The organism is Streptomyces parvus (assembly GCF_032121415.1).
Taxonomy (GTDB): domain Bacteria; phylum Actinomycetota; class Actinomycetes; order Streptomycetales; family Streptomycetaceae; genus Streptomyces; species Streptomyces globisporus_A.
In genome coordinates this window covers 4,301,397-4,315,881 of record NZ_CP135079.1, presented here as the reverse complement: position 1 = coordinate 4,315,881, position 14,485 = coordinate 4,301,397, and the positions used below count along the sequence as shown (strand labels likewise).

The 14,485-nt window shown below is 73.1% G+C and carries 12 protein-coding genes; 3 read left to right on the top strand and 9 right to left on the bottom strand.

The genetic code is table 11. The features are described 5' to 3' along the window. Positions 1-44: 44 nt before the first annotated feature. A complete protein-coding gene (locus RNL97_RS20600) occupies positions 45-776 on the bottom strand; it encodes a DUF3017 domain-containing protein (RefSeq protein ID WP_030577793.1) in 732 nt (243 codons plus the stop codon). Between the two features lie 24 nt (positions 777-800). Continuing rightward, positions 801-1,682, bottom strand: a complete 882-nt coding sequence (locus RNL97_RS20595; RefSeq protein ID WP_010058645.1) for a bifunctional methylenetetrahydrofolate dehydrogenase/methenyltetrahydrofolate cyclohydrolase — start codon at positions 1,680-1,682, stop codon at positions 801-803. 219 nt (positions 1,683-1,901) lie between these two features. Between RNL97_RS20595 and RNL97_RS20590 the strand changes: the two genes are divergently transcribed. Then, entirely contained in the window at positions 1,902-2,525 is a 624-nt protein-coding gene (locus RNL97_RS20590; RefSeq protein WP_030577795.1) for an RDD family protein, read from the top strand. Between the two features lie 88 nt (positions 2,526-2,613). Here RNL97_RS20590 and RNL97_RS20585 read toward each other — a convergent pair whose 3' ends face one another. From RNL97_RS20585 to purN, 3 genes are all read right to left on the bottom strand, one after another. After that, complete coding sequence (locus tag RNL97_RS20585; protein ID WP_313751031.1) at positions 2,614-4,158, bottom strand: DUF2079 domain-containing protein; 1,545 nt, start codon at positions 4,156-4,158, stop codon at positions 2,614-2,616. 132 nt (positions 4,159-4,290) lie between these two features. Beyond that, positions 4,291-5,844: a bifunctional phosphoribosylaminoimidazolecarboxamide formyltransferase/IMP cyclohydrolase gene (gene purH, locus RNL97_RS20580; protein ID WP_030577801.1), complete on the bottom strand. Its 1,554-nt coding sequence runs from the start codon at positions 5,842-5,844 to the stop codon at positions 4,291-4,293. Beyond that, positions 5,831-6,487 carry a phosphoribosylglycinamide formyltransferase gene (purN, locus tag RNL97_RS20575; RefSeq protein ID WP_030577803.1) on the bottom strand — a complete coding sequence of 219 codons (657 nt, stop codon included), beginning with the start codon at positions 6,485-6,487 and terminating at the stop codon, positions 5,831-5,833. The genes purH and purN overlap by 14 nt, the downstream gene beginning before the upstream one ends. Before the next feature lie 261 nt (positions 6,488-6,748). Here purN and RNL97_RS20570 point away from each other — a divergent pair, with 261 nt between their 5' ends. Next, positions 6,749-7,618: a hypothetical protein gene (locus tag RNL97_RS20570; RefSeq protein ID WP_030577805.1), complete on the top strand. Its 870-nt coding sequence runs from the start codon at positions 6,749-6,751 to the stop codon at positions 7,616-7,618. On the opposite strand, the gene RNL97_RS20565 is transcribed toward RNL97_RS20570, so the two are convergent. Then, complete coding sequence (locus RNL97_RS20565; RefSeq protein WP_313751652.1) at positions 7,608-9,410, bottom strand: cell division protein PerM; 1,803 nt, start codon at positions 9,408-9,410, stop codon at positions 7,608-7,610. The two genes, RNL97_RS20570 and RNL97_RS20565, sit on opposite strands and share 11 nt — an antisense overlap. Positions 9,411-9,536: 126 nt before the next feature. On the opposite strand from RNL97_RS20565, the gene RNL97_RS20560 reads away from it, so the two are divergent. Continuing rightward, complete coding sequence (locus RNL97_RS20560; RefSeq protein WP_030577810.1) at positions 9,537-10,760, top strand: helix-turn-helix domain-containing protein; 1,224 nt, start codon at positions 9,537-9,539, stop codon at positions 10,758-10,760. 96 nt (positions 10,761-10,856) lie between these two features. Here the strand turns inward: RNL97_RS20560 and sucD are convergent, their stop codons facing one another. The 3 genes from sucD to RNL97_RS20545 form a co-directional block, all read right to left on the bottom strand. After that, positions 10,857-11,741, bottom strand: coding sequence for a succinate--CoA ligase subunit alpha (sucD, locus tag RNL97_RS20555; protein ID WP_006126995.1), 885 nt, complete (start codon positions 11,739-11,741; stop codon positions 10,857-10,859). A gap of 21 nt (positions 11,742-11,762) precedes the next feature. Continuing rightward, positions 11,763-12,944 (bottom strand): ADP-forming succinate--CoA ligase subunit beta, encoded by a 1,182-nt coding sequence (gene sucC, locus RNL97_RS20550; protein WP_030577813.1) that lies wholly within the window; start codon positions 12,942-12,944, stop codon positions 11,763-11,765. 350 nt (positions 12,945-13,294) lie between these two features. Continuing rightward, positions 13,295-14,422, bottom strand: a complete 1,128-nt coding sequence (locus tag RNL97_RS20545) for a hypothetical protein (protein WP_243314870.1) — start codon at positions 14,420-14,422, stop codon at positions 13,295-13,297. Between the last annotated feature and the right edge of the window lie 63 nt (positions 14,423-14,485).

The following is a 14,485-nucleotide window of genomic DNA, read 5'->3' as shown; positions in this document are numbered from 1 at the left end:
CCTGATCCGCCGGGCACGGCCCAGCGCCAGTTCGACGACAGGGCCTAGCGGATCGTGAAGCGGACCGCGTCCTCCAGGATCGGGACGTCGAGCCACGGCTCGGGCTGGGCGACCAGGGCGAGCAGCACGATCAGCGTGCCCATCACCCCGTACGTGACGAGGTCGGTGAAGCGGGACCGTACCGCCAGCATCCCGACCGAGGGCACCACCCAGCGCAGCACGGCACCGGTGATCAGCGCGCCGCCGATCAGGATGGTGCCGATGCGGAACGCCTGGTCGAACGGGTCCAGGACCACGATCAGCAGGCCGAGGCCCGCCGCGCAGAGCACGGTGAGCAGCGGCCACTGCCGGGCCGGGGCGGGTGCGTCACCGGACGCCGCCCGGCCGCCGCCCTCGGGCCGGGCGGTGTCCCGGGTGAACCGGGGGAACCGCCGCGACCGGCGAGGCCGACCGGTCGGCTCGGGCCCGTCGGCCGGCGCGGACTCATCGGCCGACGGGGCGTCGCTCTGCCCGGCGGAGCCGCCGGATGCGCCCGCACCGCCCTGCCCGTCGGCGGCATCGCCAGAGGCACCCTCCTGGCGACCGCGCTGCCCGTCGGCCTCACCGGAAGCGCCCGTGCCGGAAGGCCCGTCGGCTGCCGCGCGGCCCGCGCCCGCGTCGGAAGCGCCCTCGCCGCGACCGCTGCGCCCGTCGGCCTCGGCCCGGTCCGGCTCCTCCGGCTCGTCCGTCACCCGGCCCGCCGGGGCGGGGTCGGCCGGACTCCTACCAGCACCCATGGGGGCTCCCTCCGGATCCGGCCGTCAGCCCGCGGCGGCGGCGTCGGCGGCCTCGGCGGCGGCCCGCTCGGCCGCCTCGACCACGTTGACCAGCAGCTGCGCGCGGGTCATCGGGCCGACGCCCCCGGGGTTCGGGGCGACCCAGGCGGCCACCTCGCGGACCCCCGGGTGCACATCGCCGACGATCTTGCCGTCCGCGTCCCGGCTGACGCCGACGTCGAGCACGGCCGCGCCCGGCTTCACGTCCTCGGGCTTGATGAGGTGCTGCACCCCGGCGGCGGCGACGATGATGTCGGCCTGGCGCAGGTGCGAGGAGAGGTCCCGGGTGCCGGTGTGGCACTGGGTCACCGTGGCGTTCTCCGACTTGCGGGTCAGCAGCAGCGGGATCGACCGGCCGATGGTGACGCCGCGTCCGACGACCACGACGTGCGCCCCGTTGATCTCGACACCGTGTGCGCGGAGCAGCTGGACGACGCCCTGGGGGGTGCAGGGCAGCGGGCCGGTCTCGTTGAGGACGAGGCGGCCGAGGCTCATCGGGTGCAGCCCGTCGGCGTCCTTCGCCGGGTCCATCAGCTCCAGGACCCGGTTGGTGTCGATGCCCTTGGGCAGCGGCAGCTGGACGATGTAGCCGGTGCACTCCGGGTTGGCGTTCAGCTCCCGGACGACGTCCTCGATCTCCTCCTGGGTGGCGGTGTCGGGGAGTTCGCGCTGGATGGAACCGATGCCGACCTGGGCGCAGTCGCGGTGCTTGCCGTTGACGTACCACCGGCTGCCCGGGTCGTCCCCGACGAGCAGGGTTCCGAGGCCGGGAGTGATCCCCTGGGCCTTGAGGGCCGCCACACGGACGGTCAGATCGGATTTGATCGCGGCAGCGGTGGCCTTGCCATCGAGAATCTGGGCAGTCATGGTCCCATCCTCGCGGATGACCCCGCCCGCATACCAATTGCCGGTGCCACGCCCGTGCGGGACATTGCACTTGCACAACGTCCCGGGCCCCGGACTGGACAAACAAGGGTCCCGCTCATAACGATGAAGGCCGCGGTTGTACGGGGGGCGGGCCGCTGATCGATGTCCTTCCTCCGTGTGGCCATCTCGTCCCCACACGTCTGTTGAAGGAACACCCTTATGAGCTTCGGCGACCCGAACAACCCGTACGGGCAGCAGCCCGGCCAGCCTCCCCAGGGCCCGCCGCAGGGACAGCCCGGTTACGGCTATCCGCAGCAGGCTCCGCAGGGCGTCCCGCAGCAGGGCTACGGCTACCCGCAGCAGCAGCCCGGCCAGCCGTACGGGGCCTACCCGCAGCAGCAGGGTTACGGCGGCCAGCAGCCCGGTTACGGCGGCGGCATGCCGGAGCTGGCCCACTGGGGTCTGCGCTTCGGCGGCCTGATCGTCGACGGGCTCGTCATGATGGTCCCGTACATCCTCGTCATCATCGGTGGCGCGGTCGGCGAGTCCTTCGGCGCGATCCTCGCCGTCATCGGCTTCCTCGGCCTCATCGCCGTGGCCATCTGGCAGCTGTACCAGGAGGGCACCACCGGCCAGACGATCGGCAAGAAGGCCGTGGGTATCCGCCTGCTGCGCGAGGCCGACGGCCGTCCGCTCGGCTTCGGCATGGCCTTCGTCCGCCGCCTGGCCCACTTCCTGGACAGCCTCGCCTGCTACATCGGCTGGCTGTGGCCGCTGTGGGACGAGAAGAAGCAGACGTTCGCGGACAAGGTCTGCTCGTCCGTGGTCGTCAAGGCCAACTGACGCTCCTTCCCGGCCCCTTCCGGACATGCCGCGAGGGCCGCACCCCGTGATCGGGTGCGGCCCTCGCGGCATGTCCGGGGGGCTCCGCTCAGCCGTCGCCCACGCCCGGGATCTTTGTCGGCTCCGGTGTCGTGCGCTCCATCACCACGAAGCTGCCGCCCCGGTGCTTGAGCCGGTAGCGCGCCTCCGGGTGCAGCTGCTCGGCGTACGCCACCGGGTCCTGGATCGGGCGGGACCAGCCGAAGTCCAGGTTGATGGCGACGATGTCGGGTGCGGTGCCCGGGGCTCCGCCGACCCAGTAGACAGTGCGGTCGGAGGTGAGGTGGGCCATCAGCGTGATGTCCGTCTCGACCCGCGACCCGGCCGGGATGGCGTCCAGCGCCGCCCGGGCCGCCTGGCTGCGGGCGTCGTCGGTGCGGTAGGTCTCCGGGCGCAGCAGATCGCGCAGCGGCAGGTGCTGGGTCATCGCGACGGCGATCGCGGCGGCGACGGGCACGGCGACCTTCGCGTACGAGGCGAGCCAGGGGCGGTGCGATCCGCGGCTGCGGCGGACGCCGTCGGCCAGCGCGAGGAAGAGCACCGGCATGAGGATCGCGCTGTAGTGCCAGACCATGCCCCAGTGGTTGCTGTCCTGGGAGAGCAGCCGCCAGCCGAGCGTCGGGAGGATCAGCAGCGTCAGCGGTGAACGCAGCGCCATGAACGCGGTGATGCCGATCAGGAAGACCAGCATCTCGATCTTGACGGAGGAGTTGAGGACGCCGAGGACGGAGTCCAGCATCGAGACGTCCTGCTCGCCGTTCTTGTCGATCTTCGTCCAGTAGTCGTAGCGTCCGGCGCTGCTGGCCGCCGGGATGAGGACGACGAGGGTGGCGACGAAGGCGGCGACCCCGAAGGCGGCGAGCAGCGCGCCCTGGAGGCGGCGGCCGTACACGAAGAGCAGGAAGCCGACGACGGCGACGGTCGCGCCGAGGTCCTCCTTGACCAGGACGAGCGGGAGCGACCAGAGCAGGGCGGCCGTGTACCGCTTCAGGAGCAGGGCCCGGCAGACGAGGGCCAGCAGCGGTACGGCGAACGCGATTTCGTGGAAGTCGGCCTTCACCGCTTCCTGGATGCCCCAGGAGAGTCCGTAGGCGACGGTGACGCAGAGCCCGGAGCGCCCGCCGAGGATCTGCTGCGTGGTGCGGCCGACGATGACCGCGCCCAGGGCGAACAGCGCGGCCTGGGCGAACAGCAGGGATGCGGCGGACGGCCAGATCCAGTACAGCGGGGCGAGCAGCGCCACGATCGGGGAGAAGTGGTCGCCGAGGATCAGGTATCCGGGGCCCTTGATGTCGACGATCGGCGCGTCGAACCCGGCGTACGCCCGGACCTCCTGCTCGAAGATCCCCAGGTCCCAGGAGGGCGAGCCGAAGCGGGCGTACTGGAAGTACCCGTAGAGGAAGTAGAGCGCGCACAGGATGGCGCCGGCGATGAGGTACGGGCGCAGGGGTACGCGGTCGGCGGAGGCGACCGGGCCCGTGCTCGGTGAGTCGCCTGCCGGGCGGGTGTCCGGGGCGGCGTCGGGCCCCGGGTCCTGGGCCGGCAGCCGCCCCGGCCCCGACCGGTCCGTTCCACTCTTGTTCAGCTCAAGCACGGTGACTGTCCCTGCTGGGGATTGCTACGGCCGTGTCATTAGAACAGAGCGGCGAGCCGATCCCGTACGACGGACACGGCGGCCGCCGCACCCCCGGGGGAGGGGTGCGGCCGCCGCCGGACGCCGGGGCGATCAGTGGAAGAAGTGGCGCGTGCCCGTGAAGTACATGGTCACGCCGGCCTTCTGCGCGGCCTCGATCACCAGCTCGTCGCGGACGGATCCGCCCGGCTGGACGACGGCCTTGATACCGGCGGCCGTGAGGATCTCCAGGCCGTCGGGGAACGGGAAGAACGCGTCGGAGGCGGCGTACGAACCGGCGGCCCGCTCAGCGCCCGCCCGCTCGACGGCGAGCTTGGCGGAGTCGACCCGGTTGACCTGGCCCATGCCGACGCCGACCGAGGCGCCGTCCTTGGCGAGCAGGATCGCGTTGGACTTGACCGCGCGGCTCGCCTTCCAGGCGAAGGCCAGCTCCTTCAGCTCGGCCTCGGTCAGCGCCTCGCCGGTGGCGAGCGTCCAGCCGGCGGGGTCGTCGCCGTCGGCCTGGAGGCGGTCGGCGACCTGGAGCAGCGCGCCGCCGTCGATCGGCTTGACCTCGAAGGCGGCGGTGGGGGCGTCGGGGGCGCGCAGCACGCGGATGTTCTTCTTGCGGGCCAGCACCTCCACGGCGCCGTCCTCGTAGGCCGGGGCGACGATGACCTCGGTGAAGATCTCCGCGACCTGCTCGGCCAGCTCGACGGTCACCGGGCGGTTGACGGCGATGACACCGCCGAACGCGGAGAGCGGGTCGCAGGCGTGCGCCTTGCGGTGCGCCTCGGCGACGTCGGCGCCGATCGCGATCCCGCACGGGTTGGCGTGCTTGATGATCGCGACGCAGGGCTCGGCGTGGTCGTAGGCGGCGCGACGGGCGGCGTCGGTGTCCGTGTAGTTGTTGTAGGACATCTCCTTGCCGTGCAGCTGCTCGGCCTCGGCGAGACCGCCGTCGCCGGAGGTGTAGAGCGCGGCGGGCTGGTGCGGGTTCTCGCCGTAGCGCAGGACGTTCTTGCGGGCGAAGGTGTCGCCCAGGAACTCCGGGAGGCCCGAGTCGTCGGCGGCCGCGTAGTCGTCCGCGAACCAGGAGGCGACGGCCACGTCGTAGGCGGCGGTGTGCTGGAACGCCTCGGCGGCCAGCCGCTTGCGGGCGGTCAGGTCGAAGCCGCCCGCCTTCACGGCCGCGAGGACGTCCGCGTACCGCTCGGGGCTCGTGACGACGGCCACGGAGGGGTGGTTCTTGGCGGCGGCGCGGACCATCGAGGGGCCGCCGATGTCGATCTGCTCGACGCACTCGTCGTCGGAGGCGCCCGAGGCGACCGTCGCCTTGAACGGGTAGAGGTTCACCACGACCAGGTCGAAGGGCTCGACGCCCAGCTCGGCGAGCTGTTCGCGGTGGGCGTCGAGACGGAGGTCGGCGAGGATGCCGGCGTGGACGCGGGGGTGCAGCGTCTTGACGCGGCCGTCCAGGCACTCGGGGAAGCCGGTGAGCTCCTCGACCTTGGTGACCGGGACTCCGGCGGCGGCGATCTTCCCGGCGGTGGAGCCGGTGGAGACGAGTTCGACGCCCGCCTCGTGCAGACCGCGGGCGAGGTCTTCGAGCCCTGTCTTGTCGTAGACACTGACCAGGGCGCGGCGGATGGGCTTATTCACCGACATGACCGAGATGAACCTTTCGTCCCTCAATGCGATGGCCGTCACGGGCGATCCGCCCCACGGCCTCGACGAGCAGCGAGCGCTCGACTTCCTTGATGCGTTCGTGGAGAGCGGCTTCGCCCTCCGGAGTGTCCTCCTCGGTCACCTCGACCACGCCCTGCGCGATGATCGGACCGGTGTCGACACCGTCGTCGACGAAGTGGACGGTGCAGCCCGTGACCTTGACGCCGTACGCGAGTGCGTCACGCACTCCGTGGGCGCCGGGGAAGCTGGGCAGCAGGGCGGGGTGGGTGTTGACGGTCCGGCCGCCGAAGGCGGCGAGGAACGCCGGGCCGACGATCTTCATGAAACCGGCGGAGACGACGAGGTCGGGACGGTGCGCGGCGACCTCTGCGGCGAGTGCCTCGTCCCACTCGGCGCGGGTCGCGTGGTCCTTGACCCGGCACACGAACGTGGGGATTCCGGCCCGCTCCGCGCGCTCCGCACCACCGGTCCCCCAGCGGTCCGCGCCGACCGCGACGATCCGCGCCCCGTACCCCTCGGGGTCGTCGCCGATGGCGTCGAGGAGCGCCTGGAGATTCGTACCGGATCCGGAGACCAGCACGACCAGCCGGGCAGGAGAGGCGGAGGTGGGCGGGGAGGCCACGTCGGGGCCCTTTCTCACGTGATGACCGCGTGGTGACGCAGGTGCGGCATGCTCTTTGTAGGGTCGTACGAATCAATCGCCTCGCCCGATACGGGGAACCCTACGAACGGGCCGACCGTCAGCAACGATACCGGCACACCCGACGGCCCCCACGGGACGGGGGCGGGACCGGAAGGTAGCGTCAGGGGACAGCGAGCCGTCCACCGGGCGGACGAACCGTCCTTCGGGCGGACATGACGAGATGGGGAAGACGTTCACCACATGCCGGACCGACGCCGCCGCACCGCCTTCCGCTTCCCCCGTCCGGAGCGGTCCGCTCTGCTGATGCGGGAACGCCAGTCCTCCTCGCCGGACTCCGGCTCCGCCGGGAAGCCGCAGGAGGACAACCCCTTCGCCGCGCCGCCCGCGGACCGGCCGGACCAGCCGTGGCAGCCGCGCCGTCCTTCCGGATCCCAGGGCCAGGGCTCTGACGGGCAGGACGACAACGGCTCGGGCTCCGACGGGGACCGCCCGGCCTGGGGCAGCCAGTGGAGCGACCGGCAGCCCGGCCGGGGCAGCGGCGGCTTCGGCGGCCGTCCCGGCGGGAACGGCGCCGGTGGCCCGGGAGGCAAGGGCGGGAACGACCGCGGGGGCCCGGGCGGACTGCGCTGGGACCCCACGGACCCGGCGCAGCGGCGCGCCCGTTACGCGGTGCTCGGCGGCATGTGGGCCTTCTTCTTCGCCCTCTTCGACTTCCCGGAGATCGCCCTGCTGCTGGGCGCGCTCGCGACGTACTGGGCGATCAGCGCGCTGCGCACCCCGCTGAAGAACGCCTCCCCCACGGACCGTACGGCGGTGGACGGGGGCTCGGCGGGTACGCCCGCGAACCCGGCCGCCCCCGGCTCGCCCGCCGCCCCGGCCTCGCCCGCCTCGCCGTCGAACGTCAGCAGCAGGCAGCAGACCACGGCGGCGGTCGGCGGCCTGGTGACCGCGCTGCTGGCGCTGCTCATCGTGGCGACGTCGTACACCGTGCAGCTGGTCTACCGCGACTACTACACCTGCGTGAACGACGCCCTGACCAAGTCCGCCTCGGTGGCCTGCAACGACAAGCTGCCGAAGCCGCTGGAGCCGTTCTTCGGCGTCAAGGAGTAGCTCCCGGCCCGCCCGGATCCGCCGCTCGGCGGTCCGGGACGGGATCGGCGCGATCGGCCTCACCGGCGCGGTCGGCCTCATCGGCGCGATCGGCCTCACCGGCGCGGTCGGCCGTGCGATCGGCGGGGAAGTCGGCCATCAGTCCGCCGGAGCCCTGCTTCAGGGAGGCCCAACGGGCCTCCCTGGCCTCTTTCCCGTGCCAGGGACCGTCCTTGTCGTGCCACGGGTCGGTCGGCAGGAAGTCGTACGGCTCGAAGCCGGAGGCCGCTTCGGGTGCCGGGCCGGGGGGCGGTACGGAGGAGGCGGTCGGTGAAGCGGGACCGCCCGGCCCCGCTTCACCGTCCTCGCCCGCCGCCGCGCGCCGTCCCCGCCAGGGCGCCCACCACCGGCGCGGACGTGCGAGGACACCGCCCTCCTCGACGTCTTCCCCTTCTTCCTCGGCCTCGGCCGTCGCGGGCTCGTCCGCTTCCGGTACGTCCCTGCGCCAGGCCCAGCCCGGGGTGCGCAATCGCCAAAGGCGCAGCAGCAGGGCCGCCGGTACGCCGATGACGGCCGTCCACACCAGCGCCGCCGGGCCGGTCAGCCACCACACCGGGCCGAACACGCTCAGCGCCCCGGTGCCGATCGGCCCCCCGGCCACCGCCGTGAGCAGCGCCGTCCCCACGCCGCACCCGAGAGCGGCGAGCAGGGTCACCAGCGCCGTCTCGCGCGGGCTCCAGGCCCGGGCGCGGGGCGCGTCGAGGGGCGCGGCCCTGCGTACGGCGAACCACGCGACCGCCACCGCCGCCGCCACCGGCACGGCGAGGGCCGCCCAGTTCGGCAGGGCGCCCGAACCCTGGTCCGGGACCGCCGCCAGCAGGGGGAAGCGGGGCAGCGCGGGGGTTCCGTCGAGGCCCAGCGGGGTGGCGGTGGCCCCCGTGCCGAGCGAGAAGCCGGGCCCGAGCCCGTACGCCGCTCCCCACAGCGCGGCGTTCGGCACGAGCGCGGCGGCCAGCAGAAGGACGGCGATCCGCCCCGACCAGTCGCCCGCGAGCCCGAGAAACGCGTCCTGGGTCGCCCCCGCGTTCCGGCCGAGCGCCACCGCGACCAGCAGCGCACCGCCCCCGAGCAGCACCGTCAGGCCCGCCGCCGCCGACCCGAACGCCGCCTCCGCGCGACGGCGGAAGAGCGTCCGCGCGACGGCCTCCTGGACGGCCAGGGGCGACCAGGACGGCGCGGGCCCGAACGGCCGCCCGGCCGCCGTCCACACCCCGGCGGCCGCCGCACCCGCCACCACCAGCGCCACCGGGAACGCCAGCGTGTCCGGGTCCGCGTACAGCGGGCCGCCCCGCGCGTAGGCCGCCGCCCCCGCGACGACCAGCAGATATCCCGCGGTCACCCCGCAGAACGCGCCCGCCCGCGAGGGCCCGGCCGACCCGTCCCGCGCCCCCTCGTGCGACCCCTCCCGCAGCTCTTCCTGCGACTCCACCGCATCGCGGGCCGCGCGGTGCGCCAGCCAGACCGGGCCGATCACCAGCAGCAACGGGACCAGACCGACGGGCGCGGGAACGCCGCTCAGGGTGTCGGGCCGCACGAGACCGGCGCCGTGCGCGAGCAGCCAGACCCCGGCCGCCGCGCGCAGCGCCCCGCCCGGTCCGCTGTCCGGGTACGGAGAGCTGATCCACACCACCATGACCAGCACCGCCAGCGACCCGAGGCCGAGCCCGGCGGCGACGACGCCCTTCACCAGGGCGGAGACCAGGGCGAGGGTGCGGTTCCGTCGCACCGTCACCTTCGGGGTGCGTTGCGTCATTTGGGTCACGCGGCCCATGCTGCCAACGACACGCGCTTATGTCGCGTAACGCGCGAACAGCCGCTGTGTCGCCCAATATACGTTTATGTACTTTTTCACCCAGCGCGGTGCTGCCGGGGGTCATCCATGACCGGGAGCACGACCGACGAGGCCGCCGTACCGCCGCTGCCCTCCCCGAAGGAGCGCCGCAGACTGCGCCAGGCGAAATCGTTGAGCGAGGAGGAGGTTGCGGTGGCGGTCGGCGTCACGCGCGCCACCGTGCGCTCCTGGGAGACGGGGCGCACCAACCCGCGCGGACGCAAGCGCGCGCTGTACGCCAAGCTCATCGCCCCCGAACCGGCGGTGGAGCCCCCGGCGGCGGCCGGCCCGCCCGAGGCCCCGCCCCTGCCCGAGGCCCCGCCGACAGCGCCCACCGCCGACCCGCCCCCGGCTTCGGGCACGCGCACCGGCGCGGAGGAGGCCGAAGAGCGGAGCCGGACGGCGGAGGCTCCCGATCGGCCGAGCGGCACGGCAGAGGCGCCCGGCGAGCGGCGCATCTCCCCCGCCGAGGCGTTCGACGAGCTGTACGCCCGCGCCGCCCCCGCCCTCGTCCGGCAGAGCTATCTGCTCACCGGCCGCCGCGCCCTCGCCCGGGAGTCCGTCGAGCGCGCCTTCGAACTGGCCTGGCAGCGCTGGCCCGAGGTGGCCGTCGACCGGGACCCGGACGGCTGGGTGCGCGCGGCGGCGTACGAGTTCGCGCTCTCGCCCTGGCTCCGGCTGCGCCGCACGCACCGGCACCCCGACGCCCCGCCCACCGAGCCGGACAAGCGGGCGCTGTTCGACGCGCTGCTCGACCTGCCCCCGGCCTACCGGCGCACGCTGCTCCTGTACGACGGGGTCGGCCTGGACCTTCCGGAGACCGCGGCCGAGACGGAGGCCAGCACCCCGGCGGCGGCGGGCCGTCTGATGACCGCCCGCGCCGCCGTGGCCGAGCGGCTCCCCGAGCTGGCGGACGCCGCGCCGGCCGAGCAGTCGGCGCTGCTGCACGACCGGCTCGGCGGCCTGGCGCGCGCCGAGCACGTACCCGTACCGCGGCCGGCCCGGGCCGTGCGCACCGGCAGCGAGAACAAGGCCAGGCTGTGGACCCGGGCCGCCGTCGGGGGCGTCGCGCTGCTCATCGCCGTGACCGGGCTGACCCTGCACACCGCGCCCACCCACTACGAGCCCCCGATCTCGCCCCCCGAACGGGTAGGGGGCGTACCCCCGCGCGGTGGTCCGCAGAAGCTCACCGCCCAGGATCTGGAGCTGCAGAAGTCGCTGAACGAGCAGCCTGCCCACGGCCCGGAACGGCTGGTCCCCCAGCTGAGGTGAGCCGGACGCCGGTGCGTACACGAACGGCGCGGGCCCGCACCCCTGGTCGAAAGGGGTGCGGGCCCGCGCCGTATGCGTGTGTCCCTGCGGCCTGCGTCAGGCGCCGAGGATCTCGCGCGCCAGCTTGGCGGTCTCGGTCGGCGTCTTGCCGACCTTGACGCCGGCGGCCTCCAGGGCCTCCTTCTTCGCCTGGGCGGTGCCCGAGGAGCCGGAGACGATGGCGCCGGCGTGGCCCATGGTCTTGCCCTCCGGGGCGGTGAAGCCCGCGACGTAGCCGACGACCGGCTTGGTGACGTTCGCCTTGATGAAGTCGGCGGCACGCTCCTCGGCGTCGCCGCCGATCTCGCCGATCATCACGATGAGGTCGGTGTCGGGGTCGGCCTCGAACGCCGCGAGGGCGTCGATGTGCGTCGTACCGATGACCGGGTCGCCACCGATGCCGACGGCGGAGGAGAAGCCGATGTCACGGAGCTCGTACATCATCTGGTAGGTCAGCGTGCCGGACTTGGACACGAGACCGATGCGGCCGGGCTTGGTGATGTCGCCCGGGATGATGCCGGCGTTGGACTGGCCCGGCGTGATGAGACCGGGGCAGTTCGGGCCGATGATCCGGGTCTTGTTGCCCTTCTCGTTCGCGTACGCCCAGAACGCGGCGGAGTCGTGAACGGCGATGCCCTCGGTGATGACGACCGCGAGCGGGATCTCGGCGTCGATCGCCTCGACGACGGCGGCCTTGGAGAACGCCGGCGGGACGAAGAGGACGGACACGTTCGCGCCGGTCTTCTCCATCGCCTCCTTGACGGAGCCGAAGACCGGGACCTCGGTGCCGTCGAAGTCGACGGACGTACCGGCCTTGCGCGGGTTGACGCCACCGACGATGTTGGTGCCGTCACCGAGCATGAGCTTGGTGTGCTTCATGCCCGTGGCGCCGGTCATCCCCTGGACGATGACCTTGCTGTCCTTGGTGAGGAAGATAGCCATGGTGTTGGAGTCCCTCGTCCCTTACTTCGCAGCCGCGGCGAGCTCGGCGGCCTTGTCGGCCGCGCCGTCCATGGTGTCCACGCGCTGCACGAGCGGGTGGTTGGCGTCGGAGAGGATCTTGCGACCCAGCTCCGCGTTGTTGCCGTCGAGACGCACGACCAGCGGCTTCTCGACCTTCTCGCCCTTGGACTCGAGCAGCGCGAGCGCCTGCACGATGCCGTTGGCGACCTCGTCGCAGGCGGTGATGCCACCGAAGACGTTGACGAAGACGGACTTGACGTCCGGGTCGCCGAGGATGATCTCCAGGCCGTTCGCCATGACCTCGGCGGAGGCGCCGCCACCGATGTCGAGGAAGTTGGCCGGCTTCACGTTGCCGTGGTTCTCACCGGCGTACGCGACGACGTCCAGGGTCGACATGACCAGGCCGGCGCCGTTGCCGATGATGCCGACCTCGCCGTCGAGCTTGACGTAGTTGAGGTTCTTGGCCTTGGCCGCAGCCTCGAGCGGGTTGGCCGCGTCCTTGTCCTCCAGAGCCTCGTGCTCCGGCTGGCGGAAGTCGGCGTTCTCGTCGAGCGAGACCTTGCCGTCCAGCGCCAGGATGCGGCCGTCCTTGGTCTTCACCAGCGGGTTGACCTCGACGAGGAGCGCGTCCTCGGCGACGAAGGTGTCCCACAGCGTCACCAGGACCTCGGCGACCTTGTCGGCCACCTCGGCCGGGAACTTCGCCTGGGCCACGATCTCGCGGGCCTTGGCGATGTCCACGCCGGAGTTGGAGTCGACCGGGACCTTCGCGAGGGCCTCGGGGGTCTTCTCCGCGACCTCCTCGATGTCCATGCCGCCCTGCACCGAGGCCATGGCCAGGAAGGTGCGGTTGGTGCGGTCGAGGAGGTACGAGACGTAGTACTCCGCCTCGATCTCCGGGGACAGCTCGGCGATCATCACCTTGTGGACCGTGTGGCCCTTGATGTCCATACCGAGAATGTCCGTCGCCCGGGCGACGGCCTCGTCGACGTCGCCGGCCAGCTTGACGCCGCCGGCCTTGCCGCGGCCGCCGACCTTCACCTGCGCCTTGACGACAGACTTGCCGCCCAGCTTCTCGGTCGCCTCGCGGGCTGCCTCAGGCGTGTCGATGACTTCACCGGCCAGCACCGGTACACCGTGCTTGGCGAAGAGGTCCCTCGCCTGGTACTCGAACAGGTCCACGCGCGTCCGTCCCTTTTAGTGGTCTCGCGGTTCGTTCTTCTGCGTGGGCGTGCCGCGAAGGGCAACGTGACTGCGCTGTCACTAGGGAGGCATACACGGTGTCCGCGTACGCGGCATGTCCATCCGGCAGGTTATCCCCGCGCTCCGCGTGACCCTAAATCGCAGATCACACCTGAGCGGTGATAACGGTCACAGAGGGTGGCCCTTCCCGGCCCCCGGACGGGGCCCGCCGGGGATCGGGAAGGGCTGTGGGGGCACCGGAGCACCCGGCCCGGGCCCCCTGGCGCCGGGTGCTCCGGTGCAGTGAATCGCCTACGGCGCGTGCGCCGTGTGCGCCCCCGCTCGTCCGGTTACCGCCCGGGCGCCGCGTCCGCGACGAAGGACGGGGCGACGGAGGTGAGGCCCTGGGCGCCGGTTGCCGCGTTGCCGACGGCGGGACGGGCGTCCTCGCGGACCGTGTCCGCCAGACCGCCCGCGAACGGCCGGGCCTGCGCCCCGACGCCCTCGGCCAGCGGCTGCACCCGGGCGGTGACCCCCTGGGCGAACGGCGCGACCGCGTCCCCGGTCAGCCCCTGCGCGAGCGGCCCCACCTCGGACACGACGCCCTCGGCGAACGGCACGGCCGCACCGGTGACGCCGTACGCCAGCGGCTGGACCTCGGTCGTGACGCCCTGCACGAAGGGGGCGCCGGTGTCGCCGACGACTCCCTGGGCGAACGGCCCGACCTCGCCGACGACGCCCTGCGCGAGCGTGCCGACATCGCCGACCGCCTGCCCGACGACCGGGACGGCCACGCCGACCGCATCCGCGGCGAGCGGCGGCAGCACGGAGTCGGACATCTGCTCGACGACGGGCCCGGCCTCGGCCAGGGCGCCCTGGACGGCGGTCGGCACCTGGCTCTGCGCGTAGCCGGGGATCTGCTCGATCGGCCCGAAGAGGTAGTCGATCTCGTCCACCGGCGCCGCCGGGACCCGCACGTCGGGGAAGTGCGCGTCAGGGATCCGGGTGTCGGGGATACTCGCGTCGGGGATGCCCTCGCCGGGAAACCGGGCGTCGGGGAGGCGGCCCGCCCCGGGCGCCCGCTGTACGCCACCGAGCTCCGGGACCTCGGCGGCCTGCGGGAACTCCGGGTTCTGCGGCGCGCGCACCTGCGGCGGGAGGCCGCCCCGGACATCGGCCGCACCGGCGTCCTCGACCGCCTCGGCGGCCGTGTTCCCGGCCTTCGTCACCGTGTCCTCGGCGTCGCCGGCACGGTCGACGGCCTTGGCGTCGGCGACATCCTCGGCGTCCTTGACCACCTCGGCGCCGGTGACGTCCGGGGCGGCGTCCGTCGCGTCGGAGGTCTCGGCCGCCAGGTCCGGGGTGGACAGCGGCACGGACACGGGCAGCTCGGCCGCGCTCGCCGCGGCGGTGCCGAGCGCCCACATACCGGTGGCGGTGGCGGCGACGGCTATGGATCGGCGCATGTTCTTGTGCATGGGTGTGTCGGATCCTTCGAAGATGTTCGGCTGTCCGGAGGTTGCGTCCGGACGCGGGCAGAC

Coding starts and splice junctions, on each gene's coding strand:
- RNL97_RS20600 (WP_030577793.1), bottom strand. CDS start 776: ATGGGTGCTGGTAGGAGTCCGGCCGACCCCGCCCCGGCGGGCCGGGTG.
- RNL97_RS20595 (WP_010058645.1), bottom strand. CDS start 1,682: ATGACTGCCCAGATTCTCGATGGCAAGGCCACCGCTGCCGCGATCAAA.
- RNL97_RS20590 (WP_030577795.1), top strand. CDS start 1,902: ATGAGCTTCGGCGACCCGAACAACCCGTACGGGCAGCAGCCCGGCCAG.
- purH (WP_030577801.1), bottom strand. CDS start 5,844: ATGTCGGTGAATAAGCCCATCCGCCGCGCCCTGGTCAGTGTCTACGAC.
- RNL97_RS20570 (WP_030577805.1), top strand. CDS start 6,749: ATGCCGGACCGACGCCGCCGCACCGCCTTCCGCTTCCCCCGTCCGGAG.
- RNL97_RS20565 (WP_313751652.1), bottom strand. CDS start 9,410: ATGACGCAACGCACCCCGAAGGTGACGGTGCGACGGAACCGCACCCTC.
- RNL97_RS20560 (WP_030577810.1), top strand. CDS start 9,537: ATGACCGGGAGCACGACCGACGAGGCCGCCGTACCGCCGCTGCCCTCC.
- sucD (WP_006126995.1), bottom strand. CDS start 11,741: ATGGCTATCTTCCTCACCAAGGACAGCAAGGTCATCGTCCAGGGGATG.
- RNL97_RS20545 (WP_243314870.1), bottom strand. CDS start 14,422: ATGCACAAGAACATGCGCCGATCCATAGCCGTCGCCGCCACCGCCACC.